This window comes from Streptomyces sp. NBC_01431, from assembly GCF_036231355.1.
Classification (GTDB): domain Bacteria; phylum Actinomycetota; class Actinomycetes; order Streptomycetales; family Streptomycetaceae; genus Streptomyces.
The window spans coordinates 2,047,594-2,066,642 of sequence record NZ_CP109496.1 but is presented as its reverse complement, the minus strand read 5'-3'; the positions used below and the strand labels follow the sequence as shown (position 1 = coordinate 2,066,642).

The following is a 19,049-nucleotide window of genomic DNA, read 5'->3' as shown; positions in this document are numbered from 1 at the left end:
GCGGACTCGGAGGTGGGCGCGGATCACCGCGATGAGGCGGTCTGAGACAGTGGGGGCATGGAAAACGCCGTCACCAGCGCCCCGCACATCGTCGTCGTCGGCGGCGGTGTCTCCGGACTCGCCGCGGCCCACCGGCTGCTCGGGGCCGGCGCCCGCGTGACCCTGCTCGAAGCCACCACGACGCTCGGCGGCAAGCTGCTCGCCGGGGAGATCGCGGGCGCGCCCGTCGACTTCGGCGCCGAGTCGATGCTGGCCCGCCGCCCCGAGGGCGTCGAGCTGGCCCGCGCCGTCGGCCTCGGCGACCGGATCCAGGCGCCCGCGACCGCCAACGCCTCGCTGTGGACGCGGGGCACCCTGCGGCCGATGCCCAAGGGCCATGTGATGGGTGTCCCCGCGGACCCCGCCGCGCTGCACGACATCGTGTCCGCCGAGGGACTGGCTCGTATCGCGCAGGATCGCGAACTCGCCCCGACCGAGGTCGGCGAGGACATCGGCGTCGGCGAGTTCGTCGCCCGGCGGGTCGGCCGCGAGGTCGTCGACCGCCTGGTGGAGCCGCTGCTCGGCGGCGTGTACGCCGGAGACGCCTACAAGATCTCGATGCGGGCCGCCGTCCCCCAGCTCTTCGAGGCGGCCCGCAGCCACGGCTCGCTCCTCGACGGCGTCCAGGACATCCAGGCGAAGGCCGCCGCCAAGCAGCAGACCGGGCCGGTCTTCGCGGGCCTCGACGGCGGCATCGGCACCCTGCCGGGCGCGGTCGCCGACGCCGTACGGGCCGCGGGCGGCGAGATCCGCATGGACACCCCGGTGCTCGATCTGACCAGGACCGCCGAAGGCTGGCAGATCCGTACCGACACCGAACTGCTCGCCGCCGACGGCGTGGTCCTGTCCACCCCCGCCTGGGCCTCCTCCGCGCTGCTCGCCGCCGAGTCGCCGGTCGCCGCCGCCGAGCTCTCCGAGATCGAGTACGCCTCGATGGCGCTGGTCACGCTCGCCTTCCGGCGCGGCGATCTGGCCGGGCTCGACGAGCGCTCGGGCTTCCTGGTGCCGCCGGTCGACGGCCGCACCATCAAGGCCGCCACGTTCTCCTCGTACAAATGGCAGTGGGTCACCGACCGCTCCCCGGACCTCTTCGTGCTGCGCACCTCGATCGGGCGCTACGGCGAGGAGCGCCACCTGGACTGGGACGACGCCGACCTCGTCGACGTGTCGCTCGGCGACCTCGGCGACGCCGTCGGCCTCGCCGCGCGGCCCGTCGCCACCCAAGTGACCCGCTGGATCGGCGGACTTCCGCAGTACCCGGTGGGCCACCTCGCCAAGGTCGCCCGCGTCCGCGCGGAGCTCGCCAAGCTGCCCGGCCTGCGGGTCTGCGGGGCCGCGTACGACGGTGTGGGCATCCCCGCGTGCGTCGCGAGCGCCCAGCGGGCCGCGGACGAGATCATCGCCACGTCGACCCTGGCGCAGAACACCCAGAGCGACGCGGGACAATAGCCACATGAGTGCTGCTCCGGAAAAGATTCCCAACGCGGGGAAGAAGGCGAAGGACCTCAACGAGGTCATCCGCTACACCCTGTGGTCTGTCTTCAAGCTGCGCGACGTACTTCCTGAGGATCGCGCCGGTTACGCCGACGAGGTCCAGGAGCTGTTCGACCAGCTCGCCGCCAAGGACGTCACCGTCCGCGGCACCTACGACCTGTCGGGTCTGCGCGCCGACGCCGACATCATGATCTGGTGGCACGCGGAGACCTCCGACGAGCTCCAGGGCGCCTACAACCTGTTCCGCCGCACCAAGCTGGGCCGCGCGCTCGAACCGGTGTGGTCGAACATGGCACTGCACCGGCCCGCCGAGTTCAACAAGGCGCACATCCCGGCGTTCCTCGCCGACGAGAACCCGCGCGACTACGTGTCGGTGTACCCGTTCGTGCGCTCCTACGACTGGTACCTGCTGCCGGACGAGGACCGTCGCCGCATGCTCGCCGACCACGGGAAGATGGCCCGCGGCTACCCGGACGTCCGCGCCAACACGGTCGCCTCGTTCTCGCTCGGCGACTACGAGTGGCTGCTCGCCTTCGAGGCCGACGAGCTTTACCGCATCGTGGATCTCATGCGCCATCTGCGCGCCTCCGAGGCCCGCATGCACGTCCGCGAGGAGGTCCCGTTCTACACGGGCCGCCGCAAGAGCGTCGCCGACCTCGTGGCCTCACTGGCCTAGCAAGACCAGGTGACCGGGGTTCGCGCCACGCGAGCGGACCCCGGTCACCCCTGACCCGGAAGATCAGAGAGCGCGCGGCGCACGCCCCGGCCTGTCGGCCACGCGCTCGTCCAGCGACACCGGGTTCGGCTCCGGGTGCGGCGCGCACGCAGCGCGCCGCACCGGCGTCCGACCGTTCACCAGGTAGTCCTCCAGATAGCCGTTGACGCACTTGTTGGCGCCGCCCGCGATGCCGTGCGTACCGGCGTCCTTCTCCGTGACTAGCACGGAGCCCGGCAGCCGCCGCTGGAGTTCCAGCGCGCCCGGGTAAGGCGTCGCCGCGTCCCGCTCGGCCGCCAGGATCAGCGTCGCCGGCAGCGCCCCCTCCTTGACCCCGACATCCACCGGCTTCTGCTGCGGGGCCGGCCAGTAGGCGCACGGCAGGTTCATCCACGCGTTGTCCCACGTCTCGAACGGCGCGGTCTTCGCGAGCGCGCTGTTGTCGCGGTCCCACGTCGTGAAGTCCCTTGGCCAGGCGGCGTCGTTGCACTCGACCGCCGTGTAGACCGCGTTGCCGTTCTCGTCGTCCGCCGCCGACTCCGCCTTGGGCGCCGCCTGTTCGAGCAGCGGTTGCTGATTGCCCTTCAGGTACTCGGACAGCGCGGTGGCCCGGCTCGCCCAGTAGTCGTCGTAGTAACCCGCCTTGAGGAACGCGGCCTGCAACTGGCCGGGGCCCACCGTGCCGCCGGCCGGCTCCCGGGTCAGCTTGGCCCGCACCTTCTCGTAGCTCTCCAGGACCTCGTCGGCCGTTTTGCCCAGGTGGTAGACGTCGTCATGCTTGGCGACCCAGGTGCGGAAGTCCGCCCAGCGGCCCTCGAAGGCCCGTGACTGGTCGAGGTTGTTGCGGTACCAGATCTGCTCGGGGGCCGGGTCGACCGCCGAGTCGAAGACCATCCGGCGGACGTGGGAGGGGAAGAGCGTGGCGTAGACCGCGCCGAAGTAGGTGCCGTACGAGGCGCCCATGAAGGTCAGCTTCTTCTCGCCGAGCGCGGCCCGCAGTACGTCCAGGTCGCGGGCGTTGTTGATGCTGGTGTAGTGGCTCAGCGCGTCCCCCGCGTTGCGCGCGCACCCCTCGGCGTACGCCTGCGCCTGCGCGATCCGCTCCTGCTTGTACGAGGGCGAGGGGTCCGTGGGCGACTGGGTGGGGGCCTTGGTGAAGTCGCGCGGGTCCTGGCAGGAGAGCGGGGCCGAGCGGGCCACCCCGCGCGGCGCGTAGCCGACGAGGTCGTAGGCACCGGCGATCCGTTTCCACTCGGGGAGTCCGGCGGCCATCGGGAAGTACGTGCTGGAGGCGCCGGGGCCGCCCGGGTTGTACACGAGTGCGCCCTGGCGTGCCTTGCCCCGCGCCCTGGACCGGCTGACGGTGAGGGCGATCTGACGGCCCGTGGGCTGCGCGTAGTCGAGCGGCACCTTGACGGTGCCGCACTGGACCGTCACGGGCAGCATCTCCGCCTGGGGGCAGCGGCCGAAGACGATCGGGTCGGCGGCCGCGCGCCCGGCGGCGACGGCCACCCCCCGCGCCTCGGCGGTGAGCGAGTCCGCGCTGCCGGCGGGGGCGGCGGCGAGCGCGGTCAGGACGAGGGAACCGAGGGCTCCGTACAGCGCTACTGCTCTCATCGCCGGTACATCCCTTTCGTGCTGCGGTACTACGGAAGTACATACAGATCAAAAGGGGATACTTTGAAAGGGGTGAAGTAAAGCAGCGGGGCCGCGACGGCCGCGGTCATTGACCCCGATGCGCGAAGCGGCCCCCGGCCAGGGCGCTGCGCAGCTGGGGATCGTCCACCGCCCTGATCCCGCGCACGGCCACCGCGGTGAGCGGATCGCCCTCCGGGTCGAGCCCGCCGAGCAGCCGCTGGCCGTCCGGCGAGGCCCAGCGGGTGTGGGGACGGATCTCCACCCGGGCGATGGCCAGGCAGCCGAGGGTGAGGACCAGCGGGAGGGCGAACCAGGCCGCCATCTCCCCCCGCCCGGTGCCCGTTTCACCCGGCATGAGCAGTGCGGTGACCGCGAGCGCCGCGATGAAGAGGGTGGCTCCGCGGACCGCCCGTACCGAGGTGCCGACCCCGGACCGGATGGCGTCGGGAACGGCGAGACCGGCCGCGGCGAGCCGCTCGGCCAGCGCGTGCACCGCGTCGGCGGCGGCCGCGCCGGACCGTATCGCCGCTATCCGCTCCTGGCCGCCGGGACCGATCGCCGTCAGGACGGACCGCTCCAGGTCGTCGCGGCCCTCGGGGTCGACGACGGTGGCCCAGCCGGTGTGCGCGAGCAGCAGCCTGCGGGCCCGGTGCATGGAGACGAGCGTGAGGTCGGCGACCCGGTCGGGGCCGCCCGCCAGGAACGCGGCCTCGTAGCAGGACAGGCTCCTTTCCCGGTCCGTCAGCGGTACGGGACGCGCCGCGGCGACGGACGCCAGGCACAGGCGGCCGCAGGAGAACCCGGCCGCGGCGATCGCCAGCAGAAGGAAGAGGACCCAGAACATGGCCGATTTCTATGCGAAGTTGAGGCTTCACCGCCATGACCTGTCCACAATTTGGACGTCGGGTTATCTCTTCGTTACGGACTGTGGGTGTCGGGAGCGGGTGACGCCTCGTCCTTCGGGCGGGACGCGGCGGGCGGCAGTGAGAACGACGGCGAAGTGCCGTCGTCCGGCAGGGACGTCAGGGGGGCCGGGCTCGGCAGGCCGGCTCCCGGCGTGGGCGGCGGCGGTCCGGTGGGACTCGCGGTCGCCGTCGCGGCCCCGTCGCGCGCGAGCGCGTCGAAGTCGACGAGCCCGGTCGCCTCCAGCATCTTGATGTGGTCCAGGACCGTCGTGTTGGCGTCCTCGGCGAGCGACCGCACCAGCGAGTTGCGGGTGGTGGCGCGGATCTGTGCGACGAGCCCGAAGACCTTGCCGTGCGCGGACCGCAGCAGGTTCGCGAAGTCCCACTCGTACGTGCTGCCGCGCGCGGCCGTCAGGGTGCGCAGCCAGGACTGCTGCTGGGCGTTGGGCTGGTCGGGCAGAGCCATGCCGAGCTGCGCCGCGACCTCGCGGACCCGGGCGTCGAGGAAGGCGTGCCCGTCCACGAGGTGCTGACCCGCCGCCTTGATCGCGGCGCTGGGAGCCCGCTCGATGGCCTGCTGCCCCGCGGGTCCCTCCCAGAGCCCGGCGAGCCGCACCCGGACCACGAAGTCGCGGTCGGCGGCGGAGAGCGGGCCCCAGCGGGTGGACACGGTGCCCGCGTTGAGATCGGCGAGCGGGGTGCCGGAGCGGTCGGCGTACGACCAGACCGGAAAGAGCAACGCGACGAAGGTCGCCGCCAACGCGGTGACGACCAGTCCCGTACCGGACAACAAGCGACGCATGGATGCCTCCTGGTGCGGTGCCGCACGGTAGTGCGGATACGCCTGATCCCGAAGGCGGTTCGGTGAAATAGGTGAGCGGGTGGTGTGGGGGTCGTCACGTGATGAGGGAGTGCCGCTCAACTCATCTGCGCAGAGGGTACGTTGACGGGTTGGTCTCAGGCCGCCCGGACCAGCGTACGCAGCAGCCGCACGGCCCGCCCCGGCGGCCTGGCGGTGGCCCGCTCCTTCCACCACCGCGTCAGCCGGCGACGGGCATCGGCGTCCTCGACCCACCCGGCACGGAGCAGGAACCGGGCGAAGTCGAGCGCGTCCTGCCGGTAACCAGCCCGCAGAGGGCGGTACTTGGCGTACGCGAGGAAAGCCGGCCGGTACCCGGACCCGAGGATTCGGGGCAACTCGGGCGCCACCTTGCCCACGACATCCGCTCGCTTGTCGACCAGCGCCCGCGCCTGCACCCGCAACCGCGGCCCGTCGAACCCGGCGGGCACGGGGGTCCCGGCGGTGAGACAGGACAGCAGCGCGGCCTGGGCGAGAGCGAGGCGGTCTCGCGATCCAGGGCGGTCGAGGTCAGCCCCTGGGGCGTGCGAGGAGCGGGGGCCCGGGGTCGGCTCCCGCGGCGCGGCAAAGCCGCACGACGTCACACCGGAAAGGGGCGGGGCGGTGGGCTTCGCGGCCCCCAGTACGCCCCCGATGGCGTCCAGTTCACCCTTCAGCTCCGCCGCGGGCGGAAACGCGTCGTCCCGCTCAAGCAGCACCCCGGGCGGCGAAACCCGCGCGGCCAGGTCGCCCAGGATGTCGAGCACCGCCTCCGGCACGGGATGCGCATGTGTGTCGTGCCACACCCCGTCCCGCTCGACCCCGCCCGCGACGTGCACGTAGGCGATCGCCTCAAGCGGAAGCCCGGCCAGCGCCCGAGCCGGGTCCTCGCCGCGGTTGACGCGGTTCGTGTGCAGGTTGGCCACGTCGATCAGCAGCCCCACCCCCGTCCGCTCCACCAGTTCCGCCAGGAACTGACCCTCCGTCAACTCCTCGTCGGGCCAGTTGATCAGGGCCGCTATGTTCTCCAGCGCGAGCGGAACCGGCAGCGCGTCCTGGGCGATGCGCACGTTCTCGCACAGGACCCGGAGGGCGTCCCGGGTGCGCGGCACCGGCAGGAGATGGCCGGCTTCCAGGCGCGGGGAGGCGGTGAGGGGGCCGCCCGCCCGTACGAACGCGATGTGTTCGGTGACGAGCGGGGCACCCAGCGCCTGGGCGCGGGCCGCGAGGTCGGCGAGCCGGCCGGTGTCGGGACGGTCGGCGCCGCCCAGTCCCAGTGAAACGCCGTGCGGCACCACGGTGACGCCGCGCTCGCGCAGGCGCACCAGCGAGTCGGGGAGGTGACCGGGGCAGAGGTTCTCCGCGACCGCCTCGACCCACTCGATGCCGGACAGCCCTTCAATGGCGTCCGCGATCTCAGGCCGCCAGCCGATGCCGATGCCCAAATGCTTCATGGACAGGTCATGGCCCGCCACCTCGGCACCGAATCCCTCGCGCGACACGTTCAGAGCTTGATTTGAGGTTGCCGCACGGCGGCGCCCACAAGGTTCAGGCGGCCGGGCTCCCGGGTGCGCGAAGGGCGCGCCGGACGGCGTCGCGCAGCCAGTGGTGGCCTCCGTCGGCCGCATGGCGGGGATGCCATGCCATGCCGATGGTCAGGGGTGGCAGCGGTAGCGGGATGTCGAGGAGACACAGGCCGAGGGCGGTGGCGGTGTCGGTCAGGGGGGAGGGTCCGGCGCCGGGGAGCGCGGTGGGGACGAGGCAGACGGCGTCGCTGCCGGCGGCGAGGGTCATCGCGGCCAGGTGGCTGGGCAGGACGACAGCGACCCGCCGGTGGAGGTTCCGCTCGGCCAGGGCGGTGTCCAGCGGGCCGGTGAACCGTCCCCGGCGGCTGACTCCGACGTGTTCGGCGGCCGCGAGCCGGACCGCGGTCAGCGGCCCTTCGGTGAGGGGGTGGCCGGGCCGGACGGCCGCCACCAGCCGCAGGGTGACCAGTTCCTCGACCTGGGCCTCGGGGTCGGCGTGGTCGATGGAGCCGATCTCCAGGTCGATCCGGCCGTCGCGCAGGGCCGGACCGGCTTCCAGGTCCTCGGCGCGGAAGCGGAACGAAACCCCCGGCGCCTCCCGGCCGGCCAGTCGCAGCAGCCCGGGGGCCAGCGCCGCGACGACCACGTCGGCAGTCTGGAGGGTGAAGGTGGCGCGCAGGGCGGCGGGGTCGACGCCGGCGCCGGGGGCGAGCAGCGCACCCAGCCGGCGCACCACCGCGGCGGCCTCATCCCGCAGCGCCTCGGCGCGGGGGGTGGGGACCATGGCCTGGCCGGCCCGGACCAGGAGGGGGTCCTGAAGGACGCGCCGCAGTCGGGCGAGCGTGCGGCTCATGGCGGCGGGGGAGGTATGCAGACGGGCGGCGGCGCGGGTGACGCTCTGCTCCGCCAGCAGAGCGTCCAACGCGACGGCCAGCTGGGCGTCGATGACCGGCTCTGGACTGCTGCTCATAGGCGTAATTCCATTTCAGGCAATGATCCAGTGCTGAAGTTCCCATTGTGGCAACACCGGGGGCTCCGCAGGATGAGGGACGTACCGATCCGGCACGACCCCCTGAGGTTTTCATGATCGTCATTACCGCTCCCACCGGAAACATCGGCCGCCACCTGCTGCCGCTGCTCCTGGAGTCCGCCCCCGCCCACGGCGAGGGATTGCGCGTGGTCGTGCGCGACCCCGCCCGGCTCTCCGAGGCGGTGCGCGAACGCGTCGAGGTGATCACCGGCTCGCACGGCGACGCCGAGGTTGTCGACCGGGCCTTCGAGGGCGCGGACGCCGTGTTCTGGCTCGTCCCTCCGGACGCCTCGCTGACCCCCGACGACGCCTACTGCGGCTTCACCCGCCCCGCGGCGAAGGCGCTCGCCGCGCACGGCGTCGGTCACGTCGTCGGGGTCTCCGCGCTCGGCCGCGTATCCCCGCTCGCCCACCGCGCGGGACTCGTCACCGCTTCCCTCGCCATGGACGACCTCATCGCCGGCACCGGTGTCGCGTACCGGGCCCTGGCCAACCCGTCGTTCTTCGAGAACATCCTGGAGGAGGCCGATTCGATCCGCGCGAAGGGGGTCTTCACCGACGCCGTCGACGCCGACCGCAAGGCCCCCCTCGTCGCCGTCGCCGACATCGCGGCCGTCGCCGCCCGCCTGCTGACCGACCGTTCGTGGACCGGCAGCGACAGCGTCCCGGTGCTCGGGCCGCGGGACCTGTCCTACAACGACCTGGCCCGCATCATGACCGAGCAGCTCGGCCGCCCCGTCCGCTACGAACGCCAGCCGCTCGGCGAGCTGCACGCCACCCTCCTCGGCTACGGCCTCAACGAGGCGTTCGTCCAAGGCATCGTCGACATGAAGCGGGCCAAGAACGAGGGCTTGGACGCCGGTGTCGCCCGCACTCCGGACGCGGCGTCCCCCACCAGCTTCGAGCAGTGGTGCGCCCTGACCCTCAAGCCCGCTGTCCTCTCCTGACGGCCCGCCGCTCGGCCCGCGGCACCCGAGTCCTGAAGGCGTGCCGTTCCGCCCCTGGAAGGCGAGTCCTGGAGACGCGCCAGTCCGCCCTTGGAAGGCGAGTCCTGGAGACGCGCCAGTCCGCCCTTGGAAGGCGAGTCCTGGAGACGCGCCAGTCCGCCCTTGGAAGGCGAGTTCTGGAGACGCGCCATTCCGTCACCGGTGCCCGAGTCGCCCAACTCGCCACCACCATCTGCCATCCCGGAGACATCCGTCATGCCCGCTGAGCAAACCACACCGCCGGTCACCGCGTTCATGCTCATCAAGACCCTGCCCGAGTGGCTCGCCATGACCCCCGAGGAACGGGCGAGCGCCTTCGCCACCCAGGTCATCCCCGCGATCAAGGCCAAGACCACCGGCGTACGGTCACGCTTCTACGACACGGAGTTCTACTCCACCCGCGTCACCGACGTCTGGGTCTGGGAGGCCGACGACCACACCGCCTACCAGCTCCTCATCGACGTGCTGCGGGAAACCCCGTTCTGGGACCGCTACTTCGAGGTCGTCGAGCTCCTCGTCGGCACCGAGAACGGTTACGCGCGCACCTACGGCCTCGACCCCGTGGCCACCGTCAGCACCTGACCGCCCCGGCGGTCCGCGACGCCGATGCCTCCTGCCTCCTTGGAGCCGGGGGGCATCGGCGCAGGGTGCGTTCGACGCCGGAGCGGCCGCTACGGCCGGCGTCCGGACGGCAGCGTGCAGAAGAGACTGCCGCCCTGGGCCGCGACGGTCAGCCCCGGCGCGATCTCGGTGAAGCCCGCGTCGCGCACCAACGGCAGCCCGCTGAGCGTCAGTTCGCGCCATGCGGCCGGCTGTGCGGTGCGCACCGAGAGCGGGAAGCCCGCCGCGCGCCAGGCCTCGCGGTCCGCGTCCGACAGCTCCCACCAGGCGAGTTGGGCGGCGTGCCCGACCTGAGCCATGGTCTTGCCCGCCGACATGTCGAGGTCCGGGTTGACCCAGAGCACCGGCGCGAGCGGGTCCGGGGCGTCCACAACCGCAGGGTCGTCCAGCTCCGTGCCCGACACCTGGAGCTTGGCCAGCTCCTTGGGCCAGCCGTCCAGGGGGATGGGCGGGAAGACGCGTACCTCGGCGGACTTGCCGGTCACCGTGATGCCGTCCAGCGCCGAAGCCTTGCGCCACTCCGCGCCGCGGGCCCGCCGCACCACCTTGCGGATCCGCGCGTCCTGCCAGTCACGCATCACCTGCGCCCACTCGCCCTCGCCCGCACCTTCGCCGAGCGACCGCTCGTCGGAGAGGATCACCAGCACCGCGCGGGCCGCCGTCTCCAGCGCATCGGTACGGGCCGGGGGTTCGGCCTTCTCGATGCGGACGACGAGCGGCAGCACGTACTGCGGCGCCTCGTCGCGCGGGGATTGGTTGTGGAACGGGCTGTCGGAAGAGGTGTCCTGGGTGCTCACGGCACCAGTCTGCCAGCCGCCGAACCGGTGATTCTTGGCGGAATGAATTGTTCCGGGACAGGATGCGCGCATGAAGAGCGACCTTTTTGCCAAAGACAACATGGCCCAGCCGGCGACCGCCGCCGGTATGACCCTGGAGAACGCCAAGTCGATCAAGTACGCCGTCAACGGCGAGATGCTCGCGCGCCAGGGCGCGATGATCGCCTACCGCGGCACCCTCCAGTTCGAGCGCCGGGGTCAGGGCATCGGCGGCATGCTCAAGCGCGCGGTGACCGGCGAGGGCCTGCCCCTGATGGCGGTCACCGGCCAGGGCGAGGCCTGGTTCGCGCACGAGGCCCAGAACTGTTTCATCGTTGACATAGAACAGGGCGACGCCCTCACCATCAACGGCCGCAACGTGCTCTGCTTCGACTCCTCGCTCAGCTACGAGATCAAGACGGTCAAGGGCTCCGGCATCGCCGGCGGCGGCCTCTTCAACAGCGTCTTCACCGGCTACGGCCGCCTCGGCCTGGTCTGCGAGGGCAACCCGCTGGTCATCCCGGTCTCCCCGCAGCTGCCGGTGTACGTGGACACCGACGCGGTGGTCGGCTGGAGTGCGAACCTCCAGACCTCCCTGCACCGTTCGCAGTCCATCGGCTCGATGCTGCGCGGCGGCTCCGGCGAGGCCGTCCAGCTGATGCTCCAGGGCGAGGGCTACGTCATCGTCCGCCCGAGCGAGGCGACGCCGCAGAAGGCGCAGCAGCACTGAGCACCGCACGCGCACTGCGGGGAGTGGGCCGCCGGTACGGCATCGGCGGTCCATGGATCCTGCGCGGGATCGACCTGGACCTGCGCACCGGCACCCTGGTTCGGATCGCAGGCACCAACGGCACTGGAAAGTCAACGCTGTTGAGGCTCGTCGCCGGGATCGACGCACCGAGCGAGGGCCGCGTCGCCGGTCGCCCGCGCACCGCCTACGTCCCCGAACGCTTCCCCGCGGCGTTGCCGTTCACCGCGGCCGGCTACCTGGTGCACCTCGGCCGCGTCCACGGCCTGCCGGGCCGGACGGCCAAGGAACGGGCCGAGCGGTGGCTGGAGCGATTCGGCGCGGCCGAGCATGCCAGTACCCCGCTCGCCGAACTCTCCAAGGGCACCAGCCAGAAGGTCGCCGTGGCCCAGGCTCTGCTCGCCGCACCGGAACTCCTCGTCCTGGACGAGGCATGGACCGGTCTCGACACCGATGCCCGCGCGGAACTGGACGGCGCGGTGAAGGAACGCGTGGCGGCCGGCACCACCGTCGTGTTCGTCGACCACGACCCGAAGCGGCTCGCCGGTAGCGAGGACGAGCGGTACGCCCTGTGCGAGGGATCGCTGAAGCCACTCGGAGCCGCCTCGCACCCCGGCCTTCCTGAGCGACTCGGCGCGGACCTGCCCGGCGCTTTCCCGACGCCGCTCGAAGTCGTCGGTAACCTCGTCCACATCGACGTCGTGGGACCCGCCCCGAGCCCCGCCGACCTGCCCGGCGCACCCGCGCTCGGGCCCGGCCCCGACGGATCGCACGTGTTGACCGTGGCGGCCGCCCACTCCGACGACCTGCTGCGCGCCCTGCTCGCCGCCCGTCCGCCCTGGCACATACGAGGAGTGCGTCGCCCGTGAAGCCGCTCGTCCGCTACCAGACCGCCCTGCTGCTGCGCTCCCAGCGCTGGCTCGCGCCCGTCCTGGTGTACGTCGCCTTCCTGGGCATCGGGGTGCAGGCGGGGGAGCCGGTCCTCGACTCGATGGGCTACGCGGCGGCGGGTCTGCTCCCGGTGGCGGCCTGGCTGGTCCGCGTCTGCGTCACCCAGGAGCCGGACGCCGCCCGTGCCTGTGCCGCCGCGGCGGTGGGCCCGGCCCGGGTGCATCTCGCGTCCCTGCTGGCCGCGGTGGGCGCCGCGGCCGTGCCGGCGCTGGCGGGCACGGCGTACGTGGCCGTCGCGAGCGATCCAGCCAGCGGGGACCACAAGGTGGCGGTGCCGTTGGGCTCCGCGATCGTGGCGGGGCTGGTGGCCGCCGGGGTGTGCGTACTGACCGGCGCGGCGGTCGGCGCGCTGGGCAGTCGCCCGGTGCTGCACGGCCGCGGCTGGTCCCTCACGCTCACCGCGCTGGCCGCGCTGCTCACCCTGGTCCTTGCCCCGTCGCCCGCGCAGTACGCCGTCCACGACCTGGTCACCGGCTCGCAAACCGGGACCGTGCACGTGGCGCTGGTGCCGCTCGCGGCCGCCGCCGTGCTCGCGGGGGCGGCCGCGGCGGCGGTCTGCGCGCTCAGCTCACGACGCCGCTGACCAGGCCCGGTATCCGAGGGACCCGATTAGGCTCGTCCGCATGGACACGACGCACGAGGATCCGGCGGACCGGAACGAGACCCGCGCCGACGCGGCGTACTGCGCGAGCGGGCCCACCGCCGCGCCCGCGGAACCCGGCGGCCCGGTGGAGGGCCCGTTCGCCGAGTGCGTGCTGTGCCGCGCGCCCACCGAGTACCCGGAGTCGACCAGGGGCATCACGCTCTGCCCCGTCTGTGAGTGGCAGGAGGCCCAGCGGACGGCCTGCTCGGGCTGACGCGCCGACTGCCGCGGCTCAGTGCTGCGCGCCGCGGATCAGGTCGGAGACCTTCACGAAGCGGTAGCCGCGCTTGCGCAGCTCCGGGACGATGCGCTGGAGCGCCGTGTCGGTGACCGGCGCGGCACTGCGCGTGCAGTGCATGACCACCAGCGAACCGGGCCGCACGCCGGCCAGGACCTGCTCGGCCACCGCGTTCGCGTCCTTGGCGAAGGCGTCCCCGCTCACCACGTCCCACTGGACGGCGGTCATCTTCAGCGGCGCCAGCCTGCGCAGCACCTCGTTGTCGTAACAGCCGCCGGGGAAGCGGAAGTACGGCACGGCGTTGCGTACCCCGGCCTTGGCGAACATGGCCGTCGCCTTCTCCACGTCGGCCCGCATCCCGCCCTTGTCGACCACGGGCAGCCCGTAGCAGTCGGACTTGAACGCGTAGTGGCTGTAGGAGTGGTTGCCGATCTCGAAGTTGGGGTCGGTGCCGATGGAGCGGGCCTGGTCCGGGTACTCCTCGGCCCAGCGCCCGGTCATGAAGACCGTGGCCGGTACCTTCAGGCGCCGCAGGTCGGCGATGAGCGCGGGGTTGTCGAAGTGCTCGCCGCCCGCCGCGCGGGGCCCCTGATCGGCCGTCATGTCGGCGTCGAAGGTGAGCGCGACGACCTTCTCGGCCTTGGGGTTCTTGGGCGCCCGCTCGAAGACCGGGGTGATTCCGCCGGGGCCGGGTGCCATCGTCGGAGCGTTCTTGGCGACGTCCGCGGGCGACGGCGCGGCGGCACCCGACGGTCGTGCCGACGCGGAGGGAGCGGGCTTGTCCGCCGCCTTGTGAGCGGCGGGGTCGGAGCCGCAGCCCGCGAGGGTCGCTCCGAGCGCGGCAACCGCTAGCAGTTTTCGTGCAGAAATGGTCACGAACGGAAAGTATCTGATCATTAGCGAACGGAGGTTTGCGGCACTCCCGGGCCTTCGGAGATTCCGGCCAATGCCGCACGGCCCGCGCACGCGGCCCGCGTCCCCAGGCGCCCCGGCCGCAACGCGCCCGATCCGTCCACGGGGACTAGGCTCGTTCCATACGGAGCAGGGTCCGGTCGAGCCCCTTCGCAGGCCGGGCGCGGCCCTCACGGCCTCAGGGAGGCGACGTGTCCGGATCTCGTACGGCCGCGTGTTCGGCGGTCTGCTCGGCCGCCGCCCTACTCGCACTCGCGGGTACGGCGACCGCCCGCACCGACGACCTCGGTTCGCTCTCCGCCGATCAGATCGCCCAGCAGTCCCGCGACGCCCTCCACGGCGCCACATCGCTCCACGTCACCGCCAAGGGCGATCTGGGCGTGCCCGGCGCCCCGACCTCCTTCGACCTCACGCTCGACCGGTCCGGGAACTGCCGGGGCTCGGTGAGTCTTGGGCCGCAGGGGTCCGTCGAGATCGTGAAGCGGGGCGCCGACGTGTGGATGAAACCGGACGCGGCGTTCTGGAAGAACGAGGTGCCGGGCAACGGCAGCGCGATGGCCTCGCTCGTCGGCAACCGGTATCTGCGGGGCACCACCAACGACCCGGTGCTGCGCGCCACCGCCGGGGTGTGCGACCTCGACGCTTTCCAGAAGTACCTGGACAACGCGGCCAAGCTGCCGTCAACCGGGCTCACCAAGGGCAAGCCGACCAAGGTCGACGCGACCTCCGTCATCCCCCTCACCACCACCCGGCAGGGCCGCACCCTGACGGTCGACGTCTCGGCGACCGGCAAGCCCTACCCGGTGCGGATCACGGCCGGACAGAAAGGCGCGGCCCCCGATGCGACCGTGCGCTTCGACGGCTTCGACAAGCCGGTGCCCACCGCCACCCCCACCGCCGCCCAGACCATCGACATCTCGGCCCTGGTGAGTCGCTCTGCCTGAACGGGACGTGTACCACGCCTAGTTGGGCTCCTCCAGGAGTCGCCGCCTGCACTCCTCGACGTCGAAACCCGCCTTCGGGTACCGCGGATCGAGCGCCTCCAGATGCTCCAGGAGCAGCTTGCTGACCGCCCAGTTCCGGTACCACTTGCGGTCGGCCGGGACGAGGAACCAGGGCGCGGCGCCGGTCGAGCAGCGCTCAAGCGCGATCTCGTACGCCCGCTGGTAGTCGGGCCACAGCGCCCGCTCGTCGATGTCCGCGGGGTTGAACTTCCAGTGCTTGTCGGGGTCGTCGAGGCGCCGCAGCAGGCGGCGCCGCTGCTGCTCGCGGCTGAGGTGCAGGAACACCTTCACCACCAGCACGCCGTCCTCGGCCAGCGCTTGTTCGAAGCGGTTGATCTGGCCGTAGCGACGGCCCAGCCGGGAGCGCGGGACGAGGCGGCGCACCCGGGCGATCAGCACGTCCTCGTAGTGCGAGCGGTCGAAGATGCCGATCTCGCCGGGCTGCGGAAGCGCCCTGGCGATCCGCCACAGGAAGGGGTGGTTCAGCTCTTCGCGGGTCGGCGTCTTGAAGGCCCTGATGCGGCAGCCGGAAGGGTTGAACTGGCCGATGACGTGCTTGACGGTGCCGCCCTTGCCGCTGGTGTCCATCCCCTGGAGCACGAGCAGGACGCGCCGCCGGTCGCCCGCGGTGCTCGCCGCGTACAGGCGCTCCTGAAGAGCGGCGAGGCGTTCACCCATCCGGGCGGTGTCGGCCAGGCCTGCCGCCTTGTCGCGCGGTCCGGCGGGGATGGCGTCGGCCGCGTACGAGGAGAGGTCGACGCGCTCGCCCTCGGGGATGCGCAGCAGTTCGCGGAGGTTCTGCTCGGGCCGCTTCTTCTCGCCCTTTCCGGCCACTGCGCACCCCTTCCGGTCCCGGTACGTTCCCTCGATCGTGCGATGGAACGGCGTCCGGCGCTACCGCTGGCGGCAGGGTCAGGCGAGCTCGGCGGTGAGCGTGATGGTGGTCCCCGAAAGGGCCTGGCTCACCGGGCAGTTCTTCTTGGCGTCCTCGGCGGCCGACTGGAAGCCCTCCTCGTCGAGGCCGGGGACCTCGCCGCGCACGGTGAGGTGGATACCGGTGATGCCCTCGCCGGGCTGGAAGGTGACGTCGGCCTTGGTCTCCAGGCGGGTGGGCGGGGTGCCCGCGCCGGTCAGACCGTGCGAGAGCGCCATCGAGAAGCAGCTGGAGTGGGCGCCCGCGATGAGCTCCTCGGGGCTGGTCCTGCCGTTGGCCTGCTCGGCGCGGGACGGCCAGGAGACCGCCTGGGACGCGATGCCCGAGGAGTCGAACGTGACGGTGCCGGAGCCCTTGATGAGCTCGCCTTCCCAGACCGTGTGCGCCGTGCGCGTGGTGGCCATGATGATTCCCTTCTGTGGCCGAGGGGGCGGTGGACGGATGCAGCAGGAGCCCCCTCGGCCCCAAACCTACTGCGCCACAAGGCCCTTCGCGTCGCGGGCCAGCGCGGTCAGGCGGGAGATCGCCCGGAAGTACTTCTTGCGGTATCCGCCGTTCAGCATCTCGTCACTGAACAGCCGGTCGAAGGGGACGCCCGAGGCGAGGACCGGCACCTCGCGGTCGTACAGCCGGTCGGCGAGCACCACCAGACGCAGCGCCGTCGACTGGTCGGGCACCGGACGCACATCGGTCAGGCAGACCGCGCGCACCCCGTCCGTCAGCGCCCCGTACCGGCTGGGGTGGACGCGCGAGAGGTGGTCGAGCAGCTGCGGGAAGTCGTCGAGCGCTGCGCCCTCGGTGGCGTACGCCGTCTTGGTGACCTGCTCGTCGGAGTACGGGGCCGGCGCCTCGGGCAGACCCCGGTGGCGGAAGTCCTCGCCGTCGATCCGCAGCGGATGGAAGTGCGCCGACAGGCCCTGGATCTCGCGCAGGAAGTCGACGGCCGCGAACCGGCCCTCGCCGAGCTTGCCGGGCAGCGTGTTGGAGGTCGCCGCGAGCGCCACGCCCTGCTCGACCAGACGGGCAAGGAGCGAGGAGACGAGCACGGTGTCGCCCGGGTCGTCCAGCTCGAACTCGTCGATGCACAAAAGCCGGTGGCCGCTCAGCGTCCGCACGGTCTGCTGGAAGCCGAGCGCGCCCACAAGGTTCGTCAGCTCCACGAAGGTACCGAAGGCCTTCAGCGCGGGCTCGGCCGGAGTCGCGTGCCACAGCGAGGCGAGCAGATGGGTCTTGCCGACGCCGTAACCGCCGTCGAGGTACACCCCGCGCGGCCCGGTGGCGGCGGCCGGCTTCTTCGCGAACCAGCGCCGCTTGCCGCCGACGGCGTGCGCTCCGCCGAGCCCGGCCGCGAACGAGGAGAGGACGGTGACCGCCTCCGCCTGGCTCGGCTGGTTCGGATCCGGTACGTACGTCTCGAAGCGGACCGAGTCGAACCGCGGCGGCGGGACCATCTCGGCGACCAGACGGTCGGCGGGGACATGCGGCGCACGGGCGCAGAGCGACACCGGGGCCGCTTGGGTTATGGGGCTGGTCGACACAGTTCCCCACTGTAAGGGTCGTGCCAGACTGCACGGCATGCGACAACTGTTCCCTGTGACCGACCAGACACCGGACGCCGAGGCCGCGAAAGACACCCAGTGGTCGCTCCACGAGCTGGCCGACGCCTACGCCTACCCGCGCACGGACGGCCCTTGGCTGCGGGCCAACATGGTGTCCTCGCTCGACGGGGCCGGCCAGCACGAAGGCCGCTCGCAGCCGTTGTCCTCGGAGACGGACATGCGGGTCTTCGGCACCCTGCGGGCGCTGGCCGACGTGATCGTGGTCGGCGCGGAAACGGTACGCCTGGAGGGTTACCGGCCGGCCAGGGCGCGGGCCGAGTTCGCGGCCCGCCGCGAGGCCGCGGGGCAGGGCCCCGTGGCCGCGATCGCCGTGGTCACGGCCAGCCTGGACCTCGACTTCTCGCTCCCCCTGTTCGCCTCGCCGCTCGTCCCCACCCTGGTCCTGACCGGCGCCGCCGCGGATCCGGAGCGGATCCGCGAGGCCGAGCGGGGCGGCGCCGAGGTGGTGGTCGCCGGTGACGGTCCCGGCGTCGAGCCCGAGCGGGCGGTGCGGGCGCTGGCCGAGCGCGGTTTCCGGCGCCTCCTGACGGAGGGCGGGCCGCGGCTGCTCGGCCAGTTCGTGGCCGCCAGCGTGCTGGACGAGTTGTGCCTGACGGTCTCCCCGACGCTGACGGCGGGCGATGCGCAGCGGATCGCCGGCGGCCCCCCGGTGCAGGTGCCCCAGCGGTTCGCGCTGACGTCACTGCTCGAAGACGCCGGGTTCCTCTACACGCGTTACCGTCGGATCTGACAACCTGCGGAATTTGTCGTTCCGGTTATCTCGCGCTGGGCACACTTAACTCACGCAGACCCCGTGCGGGCACGGGGAAGGATGGTTTCCGCAGGGGCCGCATCCGCCACCTCGGCGGTGGTCGCGGCCGTGGAGAGAAAAGAAGGGCGCCTGTCGTGTTCACGAGCGTACTGATGATCGAGAAGCCCTTGACCTCCGTCGACGTGGAATTCGTCACCACTCTGCACGGGGACGAGCCGGTCTCCTTCGTCGTGCTCATGCAGCCCAGGGGCGACCAGGACCGGCTGCTGCGCGCGATCGACGACGTGGCACTGGGGGAACTGGACGAAGCCGTCCACGAGGGGGAGGAGCCGGAGGGCTCGGCGGCGCAGGGCCCCGCCGAACTGGCGTTGCAGCACTCGCTCAACTCACTGCGGGCCGCGGGCAGTGCCGCCGTGGGCCAGATCGTCGACGACCACCCCCTGAACCAGCTGAAGGGCGTGGTCGACGAGGTGCGGGCCGACGAGGTGATCGTCCTGACCGCACCGCACTACGTGGAGGAGTTCTTCCACCGGGACTGGGCCTCCCGGGCCCGCCACAAGGTGGGCGTGCCGGTCCTGAAGCTGTTCGCGCACAGCGAGTAGCGGCCCGGCTCCGGCCAGAAGCCGCGTCGCGGCCGGAGCC

Annotated in this window: 21 protein-coding genes; 11 read left to right on the top strand and 10 right to left on the bottom strand. The window is 72.2% G+C overall.

Translation table 11 applies throughout. The features are described 5' to 3' along the window. Positions 1-57 precede the first annotated feature (57 nt). Both hemG and hemQ read left to right on the top strand, forming a co-directional pair. Positions 58-1,488: a protoporphyrinogen oxidase gene (gene hemG / locus OG522_RS09580; RefSeq protein ID WP_329462523.1), complete on the top strand. Its 1,431-nt coding sequence runs from the start codon at positions 58-60 to the stop codon at positions 1,486-1,488. Positions 1,489-1,492: 4 nt separating this feature from the next. After that, the gene (gene hemQ, locus OG522_RS09575) at positions 1,493-2,209 is read left to right on the top strand and encodes a hydrogen peroxide-dependent heme synthase (protein WP_329462522.1); all 717 of its coding nucleotides are present in this window, start codon (positions 1,493-1,495) and stop codon (positions 2,207-2,209) included. 63 nt (positions 2,210-2,272) lie between these two features. On the opposite strand, the gene OG522_RS09570 is transcribed toward hemQ, so the two are convergent. The 5 genes from OG522_RS09570 to OG522_RS09550 all read right to left on the bottom strand — a co-directional run bounded on the left by OG522_RS09570 (position 2,273) and on the right by OG522_RS09550 (position 8,125). Continuing rightward, a complete protein-coding gene (locus OG522_RS09570; protein WP_329462521.1) occupies positions 2,273-3,865 on the bottom strand; it encodes an alpha/beta hydrolase in 1,593 nt (530 codons plus the stop codon). 106 nt (positions 3,866-3,971) lie between these two features. Further along, a complete protein-coding gene (locus OG522_RS09565; RefSeq protein ID WP_329462520.1) occupies positions 3,972-4,730 on the bottom strand; it encodes a TIGR04222 domain-containing membrane protein in 759 nt (252 codons plus the stop codon). A 74-nt stretch (positions 4,731-4,804) separates the two neighbouring features. Next, on the bottom strand, positions 4,805-5,593 hold the full coding sequence (locus OG522_RS09560; RefSeq protein ID WP_329462519.1) for a DUF4142 domain-containing protein: 789 nt from the start codon (positions 5,591-5,593) through the stop codon (positions 4,805-4,807). 155 nt (positions 5,594-5,748) lie between these two features. Then, positions 5,749-7,083 carry a DUF692 domain-containing protein gene (locus tag OG522_RS09555; protein WP_329467525.1) on the bottom strand — a complete coding sequence of 445 codons (1,335 nt, stop codon included), beginning with the start codon at positions 7,081-7,083 and terminating at the stop codon, positions 5,749-5,751. A gap of 94 nt (positions 7,084-7,177) precedes the next feature. Next, entirely contained in the window at positions 7,178-8,125 is a 948-nt protein-coding gene (locus OG522_RS09550) for a LysR family transcriptional regulator (protein ID WP_329462518.1), read from the bottom strand. A gap of 113 nt (positions 8,126-8,238) precedes the next feature. Here OG522_RS09550 and OG522_RS09545 point away from each other — a divergent pair, with 113 nt between their 5' ends. Beyond that, complete coding sequence (locus tag OG522_RS09545; RefSeq protein WP_329462517.1) at positions 8,239-9,132, top strand: NAD(P)H-binding protein; 894 nt, start codon at positions 8,239-8,241, stop codon at positions 9,130-9,132. 255 nt (positions 9,133-9,387) lie between these two features. Continuing rightward, on the top strand, positions 9,388-9,753 hold the full coding sequence (locus OG522_RS09540; protein WP_329462516.1) for a darcynin family protein: 366 nt from the start codon (positions 9,388-9,390) through the stop codon (positions 9,751-9,753). A gap of 89 nt (positions 9,754-9,842) precedes the next feature. Here the strand turns inward: OG522_RS09540 and OG522_RS09535 are convergent, their stop codons facing one another. Continuing rightward, entirely contained in the window at positions 9,843-10,589 is a 747-nt protein-coding gene (locus OG522_RS09535) for an aminoacyl-tRNA hydrolase (protein WP_329462515.1), read from the bottom strand. A gap of 70 nt (positions 10,590-10,659) precedes the next feature. Between OG522_RS09535 and OG522_RS09530 the strand changes: the two genes are divergently transcribed. From OG522_RS09530 to OG522_RS09515, 4 genes are read left to right on the top strand one after another with little or no spacing between them, the layout of a single operon-like run. Next, a complete protein-coding gene (locus tag OG522_RS09530; protein WP_329462514.1) occupies positions 10,660-11,337 on the top strand; it encodes an AIM24 family protein in 678 nt (225 codons plus the stop codon). 23 nt (positions 11,338-11,360) lie between these two features. Next, the gene (locus OG522_RS09525) at positions 11,361-12,224 is read left to right on the top strand and encodes an ATP-binding cassette domain-containing protein (protein WP_443074681.1); all 864 of its coding nucleotides are present in this window, start codon (positions 11,361-11,363) and stop codon (positions 12,222-12,224) included. Then, complete coding sequence (locus OG522_RS09520; protein WP_329462513.1) at positions 12,221-12,889, top strand: ABC transporter; 669 nt, start codon at positions 12,221-12,223, stop codon at positions 12,887-12,889. The genes OG522_RS09525 and OG522_RS09520 overlap by 4 nt, the downstream gene beginning before the upstream one ends. 40 nt (positions 12,890-12,929) lie before the next feature. Continuing rightward, positions 12,930-13,163: a hypothetical protein gene (locus OG522_RS09515; RefSeq protein WP_329462512.1), complete on the top strand. Its 234-nt coding sequence runs from the start codon at positions 12,930-12,932 to the stop codon at positions 13,161-13,163. Between the two features lie 18 nt (positions 13,164-13,181). Here the strand turns inward: OG522_RS09515 and OG522_RS09510 are convergent, their stop codons facing one another. Continuing rightward, positions 13,182-14,084 (bottom strand): polysaccharide deacetylase family protein, encoded by a 903-nt coding sequence (locus OG522_RS09510; RefSeq protein ID WP_443074680.1) that lies wholly within the window; start codon positions 14,082-14,084, stop codon positions 13,182-13,184. 206 nt (positions 14,085-14,290) lie between these two features. Between OG522_RS09510 and OG522_RS09505 the strand changes: the two genes are divergently transcribed. After that, positions 14,291-15,043 (top strand): hypothetical protein, encoded by a 753-nt coding sequence (locus OG522_RS09505; protein WP_329462510.1) that lies wholly within the window; start codon positions 14,291-14,293, stop codon positions 15,041-15,043. A gap of 18 nt (positions 15,044-15,061) precedes the next feature. Here the strand turns inward: OG522_RS09505 and OG522_RS09500 are convergent, their stop codons facing one another. From OG522_RS09500 to zapE, 3 genes are all read right to left on the bottom strand, one after another. Continuing rightward, complete coding sequence (locus OG522_RS09500) at positions 15,062-15,937, bottom strand: PPK2 family polyphosphate kinase (RefSeq protein WP_329462509.1); 876 nt, start codon at positions 15,935-15,937, stop codon at positions 15,062-15,064. Between the two features lie 78 nt (positions 15,938-16,015). Beyond that, entirely contained in the window at positions 16,016-16,441 is a 426-nt protein-coding gene (locus OG522_RS09495) for an OsmC family protein (RefSeq protein ID WP_329462508.1), read from the bottom strand. 66 nt (positions 16,442-16,507) lie between these two features. Then, positions 16,508-17,614, bottom strand: a complete 1,107-nt coding sequence (gene zapE / locus OG522_RS09490; protein ID WP_329462507.1) for a cell division protein ZapE — start codon at positions 17,612-17,614, stop codon at positions 16,508-16,510. Here zapE and OG522_RS09485 point away from each other — a divergent pair. Together OG522_RS09485 and OG522_RS09480 are read left to right on the top strand one after the other, a co-directional pair. Next, the gene (locus OG522_RS09485; protein ID WP_329462506.1) at positions 17,613-18,386 is read left to right on the top strand and encodes a pyrimidine reductase family protein; all 774 of its coding nucleotides are present in this window, start codon (positions 17,613-17,615) and stop codon (positions 18,384-18,386) included. The two genes, zapE and OG522_RS09485, sit on opposite strands and share 2 nt — an antisense overlap. 155 nt (positions 18,387-18,541) lie before the next feature. After that, positions 18,542-19,009, top strand: coding sequence for an indole-3-glycerol phosphate synthase (locus tag OG522_RS09480; RefSeq protein WP_329462505.1), 468 nt, complete (start codon positions 18,542-18,544; stop codon positions 19,007-19,009). Positions 19,010-19,049 lie beyond the last annotated feature (40 nt).